13 protein-coding genes and 4 pseudogenes are annotated in these 14470 nt (G+C 55.9%); 5 read left to right on the forward strand and 12 right to left on the reverse strand.

All coding sequences use genetic code 11. The features are described from left to right. Positions 1-18: 18 nt before the first annotated feature. Positions 19-531 (reverse strand): annotated as a pseudogene (locus AC007G_RS25315) (transporter substrate-binding domain-containing protein); the annotation flags it as partial. A 56-nt stretch (positions 532-587) separates the two neighbouring features. On the opposite strand from AC007G_RS25315, the gene AC007G_RS25320 reads away from it, so the two are divergent. Continuing rightward, positions 588-1285, forward strand: a protein-coding gene (locus AC007G_RS25320) for an IS1 family transposase (protein ID WP_249418530.1) whose coding sequence is annotated in 2 segments (ribosomal slippage) — positions 588-837 and positions 837-1285 — 699 coding nt in all. Because the reading frame shifts where the segments join, the coding sequence is not laid out codon by codon here. A 50-nt stretch (positions 1286-1335) separates the two neighbouring features. Here AC007G_RS25320 and AC007G_RS25325 read toward each other — a convergent pair. From AC007G_RS25325 to AC007G_RS25370, 10 genes are all read right to left on the reverse strand, one after another. Further along, positions 1336-2055 carry a GntR family transcriptional regulator gene (locus AC007G_RS25325; protein WP_040119806.1) on the reverse strand — a complete coding sequence of 240 codons (720 nt, stop codon included), beginning with the start codon at positions 2053-2055 and terminating at the stop codon, positions 1336-1338. Between the two features lie 36 nt (positions 2056-2091). Further along, positions 2092-2760, reverse strand: a complete 669-nt coding sequence (locus AC007G_RS25330; protein WP_040119807.1) for a cysteine hydrolase family protein — start codon at positions 2758-2760, stop codon at positions 2092-2094. Further along, positions 2757-4301, reverse strand: a complete 1545-nt coding sequence (locus AC007G_RS25335) for an ABC transporter ATP-binding protein (protein ID WP_198537384.1) — start codon at positions 4299-4301, stop codon at positions 2757-2759. The genes AC007G_RS25330 and AC007G_RS25335 overlap by 4 nt, the downstream gene beginning before the upstream one ends. After that, on the reverse strand, positions 4298-4987 hold the full coding sequence (biuH, locus tag AC007G_RS25340) for a biuret amidohydrolase (protein ID WP_040119808.1): 690 nt from the start codon (positions 4985-4987) through the stop codon (positions 4298-4300). The genes AC007G_RS25335 and biuH overlap by 4 nt, the downstream gene beginning before the upstream one ends. A 6-nt stretch (positions 4988-4993) precedes the next feature. Further along, complete coding sequence (locus AC007G_RS25345; protein WP_040119809.1) at positions 4994-5998, reverse strand: formamidase; 1005 nt, start codon at positions 5996-5998, stop codon at positions 4994-4996. A 12-nt stretch (positions 5999-6010) separates the two neighbouring features. Then, complete coding sequence (locus AC007G_RS25350; RefSeq protein ID WP_040119810.1) at positions 6011-6931, reverse strand: ABC transporter permease; 921 nt, start codon at positions 6929-6931, stop codon at positions 6011-6013. Further along, positions 6924-8030 carry an ABC transporter permease gene (locus AC007G_RS25355; RefSeq protein WP_047721805.1) on the reverse strand — a complete coding sequence of 369 codons (1107 nt, stop codon included), beginning with the start codon at positions 8028-8030 and terminating at the stop codon, positions 6924-6926. The genes AC007G_RS25350 and AC007G_RS25355 overlap by 8 nt, the downstream gene beginning before the upstream one ends. 9 nt (positions 8031-8039) lie before the next feature. Continuing rightward, entirely contained in the window at positions 8040-9146 is a 1107-nt protein-coding gene (locus AC007G_RS25360) for a BMP family ABC transporter substrate-binding protein (protein WP_040119811.1), read from the reverse strand. A 28-nt stretch (positions 9147-9174) separates the two neighbouring features. Continuing rightward, positions 9175-10959, reverse strand: a complete 1785-nt coding sequence (atzF, locus tag AC007G_RS25365) for an allophanate hydrolase (RefSeq protein ID WP_040119812.1) — start codon at positions 10957-10959, stop codon at positions 9175-9177. A 393-nt stretch (positions 10960-11352) separates the two neighbouring features. Continuing rightward, positions 11353-11583 carry a PhzF family phenazine biosynthesis protein gene (locus AC007G_RS25370; protein WP_214574972.1) on the reverse strand — a complete coding sequence of 77 codons (231 nt, stop codon included), beginning with the start codon at positions 11581-11583 and terminating at the stop codon, positions 11353-11355. Between the two features lie 76 nt (positions 11584-11659). Between AC007G_RS25370 and AC007G_RS25375 the strand changes: the two are divergent. From AC007G_RS25375 to AC007G_RS25385, 3 genes and pseudogenes are all read left to right on the forward strand, one after another. Next, positions 11660-11854: pseudogene (locus AC007G_RS25375) on the forward strand (helix-turn-helix domain-containing protein); the annotation flags it as partial. A gap of 95 nt (positions 11855-11949) precedes the next feature. Next, on the forward strand, positions 11950-12918 hold the full coding sequence (locus AC007G_RS25380) for an IS5 family transposase (protein ID WP_000654811.1): 969 nt from the start codon (positions 11950-11952) through the stop codon (positions 12916-12918). Positions 12919-12974: 56 nt separating this feature from the next. Further along, positions 12975-13147: pseudogene (locus AC007G_RS25385) on the forward strand (IS110 family transposase); the annotation flags it as partial. Between the two features lie 211 nt (positions 13148-13358). On the opposite strand, the pseudogene AC007G_RS25390 reads toward AC007G_RS25385, so the two are convergent. Then, positions 13359-13586: pseudogene (locus AC007G_RS25390) on the reverse strand (DDE-type integrase/transposase/recombinase); the annotation flags it as partial. A 95-nt stretch (positions 13587-13681) separates the two neighbouring features. Between AC007G_RS25390 and AC007G_RS25395 the strand changes: the two are divergent. Beyond that, complete coding sequence (locus AC007G_RS25395; protein ID WP_016947008.1) at positions 13682-14398, forward strand: GntR family transcriptional regulator; 717 nt, start codon at positions 13682-13684, stop codon at positions 14396-14398. Positions 14399-14470: the final 72 nt, after the last annotated feature.

Genomic DNA, 14470 nt, shown 5'->3' on the forward strand with positions numbered 1-14470 from the left:
AGCACTCCCCTTGAACGATTATTCCCAGTCGGTATTCACTTTGACGTTTTCCGCGCGCGGCAGACCGTAAACATCTTCGTCATACCACTTGCGGGACAGCGCAGCGAGCGTGCCGTCCTTTTTGAGGGCAGCGAGTTCGTTGTCGATGGCTTTGATCAGTTTCGGGTCAGCATTCTTTTTGTATAAATAAACGTTAGGGAACAGGCCGACAGACTCGGAGGCTTTCAGATTGAGATTGAGGGCTTTGTTTAACGCCAGTAATGCGCCAATCGGATAGATAGCCGCATCGTACTCTCCGGAAGCAACGGCTTTGAAAATGTCCGCCGCAGACTGCTCGCCGTTCGGTTGCAGATTGATTTGCTGCCCAGGGTGTTTCTTGTTGTAGTTATCAATAACGGTGTAGCGCGCATCGGAGGTATGAATCGGCACCAGCTTCTTCTTGCCGCTCGCCAGATCGCCCAGAGTATGAATATCGTTTTCATTGTTACGCACAATTAAACGCAGGTCGCTAATCCCCGAAGGCTGACCGGAGGGTAATGGTGCCAACTTACTGATTTAGTGTATGATGGTGTTTTTGAGGTGCTCCAGTGGCTTCTGTTTCTATCAGCTGTCCCTCCTGTTCAGCTACTGAAGGCGTGGTGCGTAACGGTAAAAGTACTGCCGGACATCAGCGCTATCTCTGCTCTCACTGCCGTAAAACATGGCAGCTACAGTTCACTTACACCGCTTCTCAACCCGGTACGCATCAGAAAATCATTGATATGGCCATGAATGGCGTCGGATGTCGCGCCAGTGCACGCATTATGGGCGTTGGCCTCAACACGGTTTTACGTCACTTAAAAAACTCAGGCCGCAGTCGGTAACCTCGCGCATACAACCGGGCAGTGATGTGATTGTCTGCGCTGAAATGGACGAACAGTGGGGCTACGTCGGCGCTAATTCACGCCAGCGCTGGTTGTTTTACGCGTATGACAGGATACGGAGGACGGTTGTGGCGCACGTATTCGGTGAACGCACGTTGGCCACGCTGGAGCGTCTTCTGGGCCTGCTGTCGGCCTTTGAGGTCGTGGTATGGATGACGGATGGCTGGCCGCTTTATGAATCACGCCTGAAGGGAGAACTGCACGTAATCAGCAAGCGATATACGCAGCGCATTGAGCGGCATAACCTGAATCTGAGGCAACATCTGGCAAGGCTGGGCAGGAAGTCACTGTCGTTCTCAAAATCGGTGGAGCTGCATGACAAAGTCATCGGGCATTATCTGAACATAAAACACTATCAGTAAGTTGGAGTCATTACCGACAGCGATTATCTGCAATCCAGTCGTCCAGGAAATTAACCATCGTTGCTATCTGTTCCAGCCGTCGGCTGCTGATGGCGCTGCCGCGCATCCGCCAACATGGACAGGCTAATTTTACGTACCTCGATTTTGCTCTGTTCGATATGGGCGCGCAGCATTAGCAACGCGTCGTCGCGCTTGCGACGGAACAGCGCATTGAGGATGCGGCAATGCTCATCATAGGTATGATCCACCCGGGCACTTTTAAAAAAATCCAGCCGGCGGACAATACGGATATGCTCTGTCACCTCCCGGTGCACCCGCAGCATTTCCAGATTACCGGAGGACGCGACTAAGTCGATATGGAAATTTTCATCCATCTCCGACACCACCGACGGCGCCGACTCGCGCTCTGCTTCGGCCACAAGCCAAATTCGGCCAAGCGCAGTCAGCTTCGCAGGCGTGTCAGCCCGAGCGCAGATGCGATCCACTGCCGCGCTCTCAAGCACCACGCGAAGATCGTAAAGGTTATCTATACGACTAAAATCCAGCGGGCGTACCGTCCAGCCGCGGCGAAAAGCCACGTCCAGATAGCCCTCTCGCTGTAGCCGGTATAGCGCATCGCGCACCGGAGTACGCGAAACCTCGAAGCGTTCGGCTATCTGCGTCTCGGTAAAACGGTCATGGGGCAATAGATAAAAATCAAAGATCTCCTGCTTCAACTTTTGGTAAATATGCTCGGCCAGCGCGTTACTCTGGCTGATAATTTGACTCATAACCCTACGCCTTGGTTGTTCAAGCACTACGTGATACTACTGGGTATTCAGGGCTGATTCCAGCGCGGCCAGTGATGCTGTACGCCCAACGATGCCGCCCTGGGCGACAATCATCGCCAGCGTCGCCTGTTTGAATGCTGGGAAATAGCTTTCTGTAGCATCCTCTATCAGCAGGCAGCGATAGCCGCGGTCGCAAGCTTCACGCATGCTGGTTTGTACGCAAACTTCGGTGGTCACACCGGCAAATAGCAAATGGCTTATGCCGTTGTGTCGCAGCCGCGCATCTAGCCCGGTGGCGAAAAACATGCCTTTGCCGGGTTTATCTACTGTCCACTCCCCCGTCAGCGGCGCTAGCTGGTCAATAATCTGATTACCCGGCTCGCCGCGAATCAGGATGCGTCCCATCGGTCCCGCATCGCCGATGCGCAGCCCCGGCCGTCCATGCTCATATTTTGCTGGCGGACAGTCAGAGAGATCCGGCAGGTGAGACTCGCGAGTATGAATTACCTGTATGGCATGCCGCCGCGCCAGTAACAGTAATCGCTCCACCGCAGGTATAATCTCCCGCAGCGGGGCGACGTTGTTGCCGAGCGCGCTTCCAAACCCGCCTGGCTCGATAAAGTCGCGCTGCATATCGATAATTACCAGCGCACAATGCGCCGCCATAAAACAAAAAGCGTCTGGTGTTGCCGCTACCCTTATCATATGCTGCTCCCGCGCTGTGTTCCCCCTGCCATATAGTGTCCTAGCTCGCCGCGATCCTCTATCGCCGCCGCGTCTACAGCATAGTTGATATGCCCAGCGTGAATTACCATAATCCGATCGGACAGCGCCAGCAGCTCATCCAGGTCCTCGCTTAGCAGTAGCACTGCCGCCCCCTGGTTGCGTGCTTCAACGATACGCTGGTGGATAAGCGCCACCGAAGAAAAATCCAGCCCGAAAACCGGATTGGAGACCACTAGCACCGAAACGTCTTCAGTTAGTTCCCGGGCCAGTACCGCCCGTTGGACATTACCGCCGGACAGGGTTCCAATAGGCCGTCCCGGATCTGCTGGACGCACCTGAAATCGGCCGATCAGCTCTCGCGCATGCCGATGGATGGCTCGACGATCGATGAACCAGCCCTGGCGGCATAGCGGGGGCCGATCATAGTTGCGTAGCGCTAGATTATCCGCCACACTCATGCCGGCGATACAGGCGTTGCGCAGCGGTTCTTCCGGCAGGCTAAAGACCCTTTCACGCTGCATCTGCCGCCGGCTGGCAAGATAGCGTTTACCATTGACGCGGATTTCGCCGCTGCGAATACGGCGCTGGCCAAGCAGTGCCTCGGTCAGCTCTCGCTGGCCATTGCCGGAAACTCCAGCGATGCCGACAATCTCCCCCGGCCGTACAGCCAGCGACAGACCGGAAACCGCCAGCGTGCCTTTGTCGCCGGTAATGCTCAGATCCCGCAGTTCCAGCCGTGGTGCCAGCGCCTCGTTTACCGCTGGTCTATCGCGGTTAAAAGCGCGGGTATCCGCCTGCCCCATCATCCATAGCGCCAGCTGTTCCGTTGAGGTCTGCGCCACAGCTGTACTGCCCACTAGGCGGCCCTTGCGCAGCACCGTCACATCATCGGCATAGGCGCTCACCTCACGGAATTTGTGGGTGATCATCAGTACCGATACTTCGCCGCGATGGGCCATATCGCGCATCAGCCCCAATACCTCGTCCGCCTCCTGTGGCGTCAATACCGAGGTAGGTTCGTCAAGGATAATAAAATGGCGATCGAGATAGAGCTGCTTTAAAATCTCCAGCTTCTGCTTTTCGCCGGCGGCCAGATGACTTACCGGCCGTGAAATATCCAGGCGAAACGGCATGCGCGCCATAAATTCCGTCAGCCGCTCGCGCTCTTGTTTCCAATTAATACGCCAGGGTAGATCGTCACGGGACAGTACCAGATTCTCCGCTACGCTCAGCCCAGGCGCAACGGTAAAATGCTGATATACCATGCCTATGCCCAGTCCATGGGAATCGCGCGGCGTACGCATCTCCTGCTCGCGGCCGTTGACCAATAACGTGCCTGTGTCGAGAGGATCGTAACCGACGATGCCTTTTACCAGCGTACTTTTACCGGCGCCGTTCTCCCCCAGCAGGGCATGCACGGTTCCGGCGCGTACTCTTAGCGACACGTCATCCAGGGCGCGGAAGGCGCCGAACTGTTTACCGGCGCCGACGGTCTCCAGACTAAGCGCGCGCATCATCATTCACCGCCTAGCGCATCGAGTAACATAGCAGCGCTAGCCACCGCGCCAAATACCCCACCCTGCATCTTGACCATGCTCAGCGCCGCCAGATGGTTCTGATAGTCGGTGGCACCGCAGCAGTCCTCAAGTATCAGGCACTCAAAGCCACGATCGTTGGCTTCGCGCAGGGTGGTATGTACACAGACATCGGTAGTGATGCCGGTCAAAATCAGGTGAGTGATGCCGCGGGTACGCAGAATAAGCTCCAGATCGGTGGCGTAGAAAGAGCCTTTGCCGGGTTTATCAATGATCACTTCTCCCGGCAGCGGCGCCAGTTCCGGGATGATTTCCCAACCCGGCTCGCCGCGTACCAAAATACGTCCACAGGTGCCGACATCACCAATGCCGGCACCCAGACGCTGGGAGCGCCAACGCTTATTGTCTGGCAGATCGGACAGATCTGGACGGTGACCTTCACGGGTATGGATAATGGGAAAACCTTTCTCCCGCATCCGCGCCAGTACCCGTTTAATCGGCGCGATGGGGGCACGGGTCAGTGATAAATCGTAACCCATACTGTCTACATACCCGCCCGTGCCGCAGAAGTCGGTCTGCATATCGATAATGACCAAAGCGGTATTTGAAGTCGTCAGCTGACCATCATAGGGCCAGGGATAGGGGTCGGAGGCAAGGTAACGTTCGTTCATCGATCATTATTCCTTTTTAGCAAGGTAGTCGCGCTGCGGCGCTGGCAGTCCGCAAGATGTACCGTCGGTATGAACCACTTCGTCCTCCCAGGGCAGACGGTAGCATCCTGCGGTCAGATCGTGCATATAGCTATAGGGACAGTCGCGCGCCCCGCCCCGTACCGCCGAATAACCGCGGTGACCGAACTGGTAGATGTTATTTTCTACGCCCCAGTGACGTCGGGCCTCGCGCACCAGATCCGGGCGCATTTCGCAGCAGACGATCTCATCGGCACGACCACCGCCGCTGGCCATGAGCGTACCGTCAAAGTCCACAAACATCGCCTCACCCATAGAGTCAAAGGTGCCGTCCGAGCCGCACATGCAAACGCTGGCGGTTTGCATCAAGTTGGTAAAAGCGTTGGCTTGATTGGTGATCTGCCAAGCGTGGCGGATCGGCGCGGTATAGCCGGCGGTACGGATCATAATCTCCGCGCCTTTATAGGCACATTCACGCGCCATTTCCGGAAACATGCCATCATGGCAGATAATCAGCGCCAACTTGCAGCCGCGCGGCCCGTCGCATACCGGAATACCGCCGTCGCCCGGCTCCCATGGCTCAACGGGTACCCAAGGATGCATCTTGCGGTAGTAGAGACGGATTTCTCCAGTATCATCGACGATAATACCGCTATTGTAAGGATTGCCATGAGGATTGGCCTCCATAATCGAAAAGCAGCCCCATATGCGGTGTTCGACGCAGGCTGCGCGCAGCGCGGCCACCTCGGGCCCATCGAGACTACACATGACCTCAGGGGAGGTATCCATTGATAGGCCCTGCAACGAATACTCGGGAAACACAATGAGATCCATCGTGGGCATGCTTCGGCGTGCCTTGCCTACCATTGCTACGACGCTTTGCGTCTGCTGCCACAAGGCTTCCCTACTGTGGGGATCAGGCAGCGCCAACTGCGCCAGGCCGATGACTACCCCATGAGGGGATTTATTTAAACCACCAAGTCCGCTAGACATGATTATTTCCTCTTATCGGGTGAGAGAGAGTTCGCCGGGGGCGCCTGTCAGGGTTCGGTCGGGGCGGCAGGTGATAAACATCACCAACAGAGTCAGGGCATAAGGCGCGGCGGCAAATAGGTAATAGCCGGTGCTGATGCCCACCGCCTGTAGCGCCGGGCCAATAGCGCCGGCGGCGCCGAACAGCAGCGATGCCCAAAGGCAATTAAGCGGGCGCCAGCGGGCGAAAATAACTAACGCCACTGCCATTAACCCCTGTCCGCTAGAGAGTCCTTCATTCCAACTGCCGGGATAGTAGAGCGACAGATAGGCGCCGCCGACGCCGGCAAGAAAGCCGCCGATCGCCGTGGCGGTAATGCGCACTCGCAGCGGCCGGTAGCCCATTGCCTGGGCCGACTCAGCGTGATCGCCCACCAGCCGAAGCATCAACCCCCAGCGAGTACTGCTCAGTCCCCAATGCAGCGCCAGCGCCAATCCTATACCGATGAAGAACAGCACATTGATATTCAGCGCCGAACGCACACGCTCATCGCCGCTCCAGCTACCCAGCGGCACGCTAGGCAGCATAGGCGCCTGCGGCTGAATAAAAGGTTTGCCGAGGAAAAACGCCAGGCCGGTGCCGAGCAGGATAAGCGCAATACCGAAGGCGATATCGTTAACCCGCGGCAGCGAACAAACCATGCCATGCAGCAGCCCTAGCAGCAGTCCGGCGCCGGCGGCGGCCAGGACGCCCAGCCACGGCGAACCTGTCATATAGGAGACCGCGTAGCCGGTCATGGCGCCTACCACCAGGATCCCTTCCAGACCGAGGTTAATACGCCCACCCTTTTCGGTCAGGCACTCTCCCAGGCTAACAAACAGAAAAGGCGTACCGACACGCACCGCGCCGGCCAGCAACGCCAGTAAAAAGGTGGTGAGATGCAAATCAGCCATGCCGAGGCTCTCCTTTTTGCGCTGCGCCCTGTGCCGCCAGTGCGATACGCCCCCGGGTTATACGCCCATTTAGCGCCTCCCAGGCGAGCAGGTTAGTAAAGAGTAACCCTTCAAGAATCAGCGTTGTGGCGTCGGGCAAGTCCAAACGACGCTGTAATAGGCTGCCGCTGGCCTCGATACCCCCGATTAACGTGGCGCATAGAATGATACCCAGCGGGTGTTGACGGGCGGCAAAGGCCACCAGAATGCCGCCCGTGCCGTAGCCGGCGATCAAAGCATCATTGGCACTCCCCTGCACCGCAGCTACCTCGAACATGCCGGCCAGACCGGCGGCGGCGCCTCCTAATACGCAGGTCAGCAGCATCAGCCGGTCCACAGGCAGGCCAATCATACGCGCGGTACGCACGTTACCCCCCACAACGCCCAGCGAGAAACCGGCCACGCTATAGCGCAACAGTACCCAGGCCAGAAGACAGGCGATGGCGCCGGCCGCCAGTCCCCAGTGCACTTCGAACGCATCGCTAATGTTGCCGATGGTATAAGTGTCATCCAACGGCATGGTAGAGGGTTTGTTTAAGCTGGCAGGATCGCGCAGGGGCCCCTCCACCAATTGGCGAAACAGCGCAATGGCAATATACGAGAGCAGTAGGCTGCTAATGGTCTCATTCACGCCTCGGCGCTGGCGCATCCAGCCGCTTAACCCGATCCACGCCCCACCCATCACCATGGCCGCCAGTGCCATGAATATCAGCATAAGCACTGGCGGCCAGGCCGGCAGCCACAATGGGGTGACTGCCGCCGCCAGCCCGCCGAGCACTAATGCCCCTTCACCGCCGATAATAATCAGCCCGGCCCGCGCCGGCAGCGCCACACATAGCGCAGTGAGCATCAACGGTGCCGCGCGCTGTAGGGTATTCTCCCAAGCGAATGACGAACCGAAGGCCCCTTCCAACACTAGCCGGCCGGCCTCAAGCGCAGGCTTGCCCTGTAATGCCAGGAACAGAATAAACAGCAGGCTTGAGGTGACAACTGCCAGCACCGTGGGCAGAGCTGGCAGTACTGCTCGCGTCGCGCCGGGCAATAGGAATCTCGCGTTCATCGACGGCACTCAGATTTGACCTCGCACGCCTTCCACCAGCCAGTTCATGCTCTCCAGCGAGACATCAGTTTGCGCCTTGATGGTTCCCTCCGGGATTACTAACTTTCCCTGGTTATCCTTAATCGGACCGGAGTAGATGGTAAAGGTGCCGTTCATCATCTGTCCCTTAATGTCATCGGCCTGCTGCTTGGCTGCGTCATTGACTTTGGCGCCATAGGGAGAGGTCTTAACAAAGCCTTCTTTCAAACCGCCGCGCATGAAGTTGATCATCGGTTCGCCTTTTTGCGCCGCCGCAACGTGAACGCGGTAGGGCGTCTCCCAGTTCCACTCAGCGCCGGTCAGATAGCCCTTAGGCGCCAGTGCTGCTTGGCTGACGTGGTAACCGCAAGTCATGGCGCCGCGCTTCTCAGCAATCTCTACCAGAACCTTCGGACCATCCACATGGCAGGTCAGGACGTCACAGCCCTGATCGATCAAGCTGTTAGCGGCCTCCGCTTCTTTCACCGGCAGCGACCAGTCGCCGGTAAAAATCACTGTCACAGTAATCGTCGGATCTACGCGGCGCGCACCGAGAGTGAACGCATTCAAATTGCGTAACACCTGCGGTACTGGCTTAGCGGCGATAAAGCCAAGCTTTTTAGATTGGCTCATATGACCGGCTACTATCCCATTGAGATACTGGCCCTCGTCGATATAACCAAAAAAGCTGCCGGCGTTTTTCGGATCTTTACCCTCCTGCCAGAGGCCGCCACAGTGAGCAAAGCGGATATCGGGGTATTTTTTTGCCATTTTGACGACGTGGGGGTCGAAATAGCCGAATGAGGTCGGGAAAATCAGCTGCGCACCGTCCTGACGAATCATTGCCTCCATTGTCTTCTGCACCGCGACTGTTTCCGGCACGTTTTCTTCTTCGATAACCTTCACATTCGGCAACTTTTTAATAATGGCCGCCGCTTGGGCATGTGACTGGTTATAACCGAAGTCATCGCGGGCACCGACGTAGATAAAGCCCACTACCAGCGGCTTATCTGCGGCGCGCGCCATAGTGAAGGGCATGGCGCAACCTAGGCCGAACAGACCGGCCAGCTTAATAAAATCACGACGATCTATGGACATGAAAAGTACCTTTTATTAGCAACTGCAATTAAACAGCGGCACGGTAAGCGCGCCATCCTTTAAAGGCGGTAATATCTACGGCATTCGTAAGCCCGGCGGGCTCGCAGATAAAACCCTTTACCAATCGCCCATCTGCCAGCTCGACGGTACCAATGCCGAGTGGCGGTGGCACGGCGGCAACAAAGGAGCCAAAGTGGCGCAGCGGCATCTGCCACAGCTCCAGCGCGATGGACTCCCCTTGCTCCGCTACCCGTACCAACCCAGGTTTGGCCGGCTTAGTGCCGGACAAGGCATATAACCGGTAAGCGGGGGCGGTGGTGGTTTCAGCCATCTTGCGAGCACCGCCTTCGATCAGCTGCCAATTCAATGGTTCGCCTTGAAGGTGAGCTCCTACTACTGCGACCTCCACGACGGGTTCATTAAACGTCAGCGGCTGTGCGCTAATGACATCGCTCTGGTCTGCACCGTTAAACAGTCCTTGCCAGGCAGCGGCGGTCTCGGCTAGAAGATGATCGGCACCGGCTGGCCCGATAAGCGTAATTCCAGCAGGCAGGCCATCGGCGCGGGGCGTGGCTGGCATTGCTAGCGCCGCCATGTCCATGAGGTTGACAAAATTGGTGTAGTATCCAAGCTGGGCATTGACCCTGACTGGCTCCGCCAGCACTTCATCAATAGTGGGCATACAGGGCGCGGTAGGCACCAATAGCAAATCCGTCTCCGCCAACAAACGCTGCGCCTGACGAGTCAAATCGTCCAAGCGGTAGCGGCTGCTAAACGCCTGTGCAGCGCTGAATTTATCCCCGTTAGCGATAATGCCCCTGACCACGGGATGGATAGCCTCCGGCCGGTTCCGGTAAAAGTCATCGATAGCGACGCGGCGTTCAGCTACCCACGGCCCTTCATAGAGTAGCGCCGCCGCCTCGGCGAATACGGCAAAGGGGACTTTACTGAAAATGATATCAGGCTGGCGACGAAGGGTGTCCAGGGCGGCGGCAAAGGCATCGGCGGCCTGCTGGTCGCCAAAAAATTCGCAGTCTGCCGGTATCGCTACACGACGATGGCGGCGGCGCACTGGCGCCATCGCCACCCGGCGTGAACGCCCATCTTGATCATCGTAGGCGGCCATTACCTGCGCCACTTGCCAGGCGCCGGCGACATCGGTGGCAAAGATAGAGACACAGTCAAGCGTCATGCAAGCCGGTACTACCCCGCTGCCGCTGAATAAGCCGCGGCTGGGCTTAAGTCCTACCACGCCATTGAAGCCCGCCGGTATACGCCCCGAACCAGCAGTATCGGTGCCCAGAGAGAAAGCCACTAAGCCTGTCGCCACCGCAACTGCTGAACCCGAGCTGGAACCCCCGGCGACCCGGCGCGGATCGATTGCGTTACGCACTATGCCATAAGGGGAGCGTACCCCTACCAGACCGGTGGCGAACTGATCGAGATTGGTTTTGCCGATCAGAATGGCGCCCGCGTCAAGCAGCCGGCGTACCACAAACGCATCCTGTTGCGCGAGGTAACTGAATTCGGCGCAAGCGGCAGTTGTCGGCAGACCGGCCACATCAATATTATCTTTGACCGCAAATGGCACACCGTACAGCGGCAGCGCCTTTAACAGCGCATTGCCATACTGTTGAGCCAATGCGTCCAGCTCCGCGGCGCGGTCTAGCAAATCAGCTTCACAAACACGATGGATCCAAATTTCCGGCTGCTGTTGATCAATTTTGCGGCCAATATCTTTTACCAGACGGCTGAGCGGCAATTCACCGCTTATAATGCTGGTTTGTAGTGAGTTAATGGTATTAGCTGTCACGATGAATTCTTTCTTGTGTACAAGATTGTTCTTGCTTAAGCATGATCCATGCCAATACGGTTAACCCAGGCGGGCAGTGAATAATCAGCGCAGAGAGTAAAGGCAAAGTATCAAAAAAGTGCACTCTGTTCAGGAAGGCCCCTCTATTTGCACCATGATGTGGCAACACCCCTCAATTTTCCATGGTCCAGAAGCCGCATAAGGAACGCGATGCAGCTTTTGTACAATCAACGTGATGGTGGCTGCTTTAGTTAATTGATTCGTTTAAAATATCCGATTTCAAGACTATCAAGCCGCAAACGTCAACCCGTATCATATGGCTAACTTGGCAATATAGCCGTCATCCAGACGGCTGCGTTCTATAAATATCCAGCAAGGTGATACGTCAATAAGTCACATCAATCTGGCCTGGCCTGATACTCTGATTGAACTCCCTAATTCATCTGCTATTTCTGCACGGATCAGGGAGCGCATTCCCATATCTTCCCCTTGAATAAGATCGATTGATCCACCATGCGGCCAGTTTATATCCCGTAAATAACCAGCAAATGCCGCAGAGGCAGCACCCGTAGCCGGATCTTCATAGACGCCGCCATAGGGGTCGGTTCCGGCTGAGGGCGAAATGACACCCTAAGCGTTAGCTCTGTGTCGTTGCACGATGTCAGCGACGGTATTCTTGCTGATACCGAGCTCGCGTGCGATCCGCGAACGTCAGCGCGAGGGAATCGTGCTGGCTAAGCAGCGCGGGGCCTACCGGGGACGAAAGAAATCGCTGAACAGCGAACAAATTGCCGAGTTGAAACGGCGAGTTGCGGCAGGCGAGCAGAAAACCTTGGTGGCCCGTGACTTCGGCATCAGCCGCGAAACCTTGTACCAGTACCTGCGGGAAGACTGACCATGCCACGCCGCTCAATCCTGTCCGCCACCGAGCGCGAAAGTCTGCTGACACTGCCAGATGGGCTTTGTTGAATAAATCGAACTTTTGCTGAGTTGAAGGATCAGATCACGCATCCTCCCGACAACACAGACCATTCCGTGGCAAAGCAAAAGTTCAGAATCACCAACTGGTCCACCTACAACAAAGCTCTCATCAACCGTGGCTCTCTCACTTTCTGGCTGGATGATGAGGCGATTCAGGCCTGGTATGAGTCGGCAACGCCTTCATCACGAGGAAGGCCCCAGCGCTATTCTGATCTCGCCATCACCACCGTTCTGGTGATTAAACGCGTATTCCGGCTGACCCTGCGGGCTGCGCAGGGTTTTATTGATTCCATTTTTGCCCTGATGAACGTTCCGTTGCGCTGCCCGGATTACACCAGTGTCAGTAAGCGGGCAAAGTCGGTTAATGTCAGTTTCAAAACGTCCACCCGGGGTGAAATCGCACACCTGGTGATTGATTCCACCGGGCTGAAGGTCTTTGGTGAAGGCGAATGGAAAGTCAGAAAGCACGGCAAAGAGCGCCGTCGTATCTGGCGAAAGTTGCATCTTGCTGTTGACAGCAACACACATGAAGTTGTCTGTGCAGACCTGTCGCTGAATAACGTCACGGACTCAGAAGCCTTCCCGGGCCTTATCCGGCAGACTCACAGAAAAATCAGGGCAGCCGCGGCAGACGGGGCTTACGATACCCGGCTCTGTCACGATGAACTGCGCCGCAAAAAAATCAGCGCGCTTATTCCTCCCCGAAAAGGCGCGGGTTACTGGCCCGGTGAGTACGCAGACCGCAACCGTGCCGTTGCTAATCAGCGGCTGAGCGGAAGCAATGCACGGTGGAAATGGACAACGGAATATAACCGTCGCTCGATAGCGGAAACGGCAATGTACAGAATGAAGCAGTTGTTGGGAGATTCACTGACGCTGCGTGACTACGATGGTCAGGTAGCGGAAGCTATGGCCATGGTGCGTGCGTTGAACAGGATGACAAAGGCCGGGATGCCAGAAAGCGTGCGTATTGCCTGAAAATCCAGCCAGCTACAGGGTCGTTCGCAAGAAATCTTATTTATTCAACAAAGCCGTACAAATATGAACGCTATATCCGGGAAAATGGAGATAAACCCGATCAGAAAGAAAAGCCATGACGGCTGTGGCAACAAAAGTCGCCAGAGAGGCGCATGCAATTGTAAAACAGGATATTGATTATAAAGGTTATTACGAAATAAGCCATGGGACGTTATTCAACGGGCCGTAAGGCGCATCGCGACCATTAGATAATGCTCAATGTCCATGGCTTCCTAAAATGCTGTGTTAAGTCCTGTCGGGCCATCCGGACCCTTGTATATCATGGTAAGCATATTTATAAGCCAGAAGGAAATGAGCGGTATCGGATGTAAAAATGAACCATTGTCTTTTTATCAGATGGCAGGAGCCCTTTGCGTAAAAACAGTTGACTCCGACGGTAGTCCGTTGTCCATCCGCATCTTCAACGGATATCCACGGTTTGCGACTATCCTGTCCAGCACCCTGACAATCCGTTGGGCCGGGATATTCAGGTCGAATTCTATCGCCAGTGCTTCGCGGTTAAAATCGTCCACCACATTGAAGGTACGCAAGCGTCTTCCACAGACCAGCGCATCGTGCATAAAGTCAATCGACCAGCTCTGATTAAGCGCCTCAGGTGTCGCGAGTGGAATCCACCCACTGCTAAAGTGTAGCCATAAGCAAATTATTGTATATTGTAAACCATGTGCCGTCTGCCTTATGACAATACAAAAGGATACATATCGTGAATCTGCCGGATACCTCAAGTGCCAAACCGCTGTATAAGCAGCTTGAAGACGCCCTGAAAGGGGCGATCTTAAGCGGAGAGTTTCAGCCGGGGCAACAGATCCCCACCGAGAACGACCTCAGCGCCAGCTGGCAGGTTAGCCGCGTGACGGTACGCAAAGCGCTGGACGCGCTGACGCGGGAGAATTTCCTTACCCGCGTTTCAGGCAAAGGGACCTTCGTCTCCGGCGAGAAGTTCCAGCGCAGCATGACCGGCATTATGAGCTTCAGCGAGCTGTGCCGCTCCCAGGGCCGACGCCCCGGTTCACGTACCATCAAATCTGTGTTTGAAGCGTGCGATGAGGACACCCGCGTCAAACTGAACATCCCGGTCGGTGAAAAAGCGGTGGTCATTGAGCGTATTCGCTATGCCGACGACGTACCGGTGTCGCTGGAAACCGTGTGGTTCCCGCCACAGTTTGCCGCGCTGCTGAATGAAGATCTCAACAGCAACTCCCTGTATGACACCCTGCGCGACAAGCACGGACTGTGGTTTACCCACTCCAGCAAAACCATTGAGCTGGTGTACGCCAGTTTTGAAGTCGCCCACTATCTTGGCGTCGCCAACCGCTATCCGCTGATCTCGATTAAAAGCGAGATGATTGATAACAAAGGCGAAATGTCCTGCATGTCTCATCAACTGATCGTCGGTGACAAGCTGCGTTTTACTGTCTGACCATGTTTTAGCCGTTGATCATCACCCCGTTACAGCGTAAATCGGGATCTGCGTCACGGATCCTTTTTTTTG

Source organism: Klebsiella sp. CSG-1 (genome assembly GCF_056521145.1).

What these genes read in the sequence shown, in the direction of transcription:
- AC007G_RS25325 (WP_040119806.1), bottom strand. Translation starts at nt 2,055, where the DNA reads ATGAGTCAAATTATCAGCCAGAGTAACGCGCTGGCCGAGCATATTTAC.
- AC007G_RS25330 (WP_040119807.1), bottom strand. Translation starts at nt 2,760, where the DNA reads ATGATAAGGGTAGCGGCAACACCAGACGCTTTTTGTTTTATGGCGGCG.
- AC007G_RS25335 (WP_198537384.1), bottom strand. Translation starts at nt 4,301, where the DNA reads ATGATGATGCGCGCGCTTAGTCTGGAGACCGTCGGCGCCGGTAAACAG.
- biuH (WP_040119808.1), bottom strand. Translation starts at nt 4,987, where the DNA reads ATGAACGAACGTTACCTTGCCTCCGACCCCTATCCCTGGCCCTATGAT.
- AC007G_RS25345 (WP_040119809.1), bottom strand. Translation starts at nt 5,998, where the DNA reads ATGTCTAGCGGACTTGGTGGTTTAAATAAATCCCCTCATGGGGTAGTC.
- AC007G_RS25350 (WP_040119810.1), bottom strand. Translation starts at nt 6,931, where the DNA reads ATGGCTGATTTGCATCTCACCACCTTTTTACTGGCGTTGCTGGCCGGC.
- AC007G_RS25355 (WP_047721805.1), bottom strand. Translation starts at nt 8,030, where the DNA reads ATGAACGCGAGATTCCTATTGCCCGGCGCGACGCGAGCAGTACTGCCA.
- AC007G_RS25360 (WP_040119811.1), bottom strand. Translation starts at nt 9,146, where the DNA reads ATGTCCATAGATCGTCGTGATTTTATTAAGCTGGCCGGTCTGTTCGGC.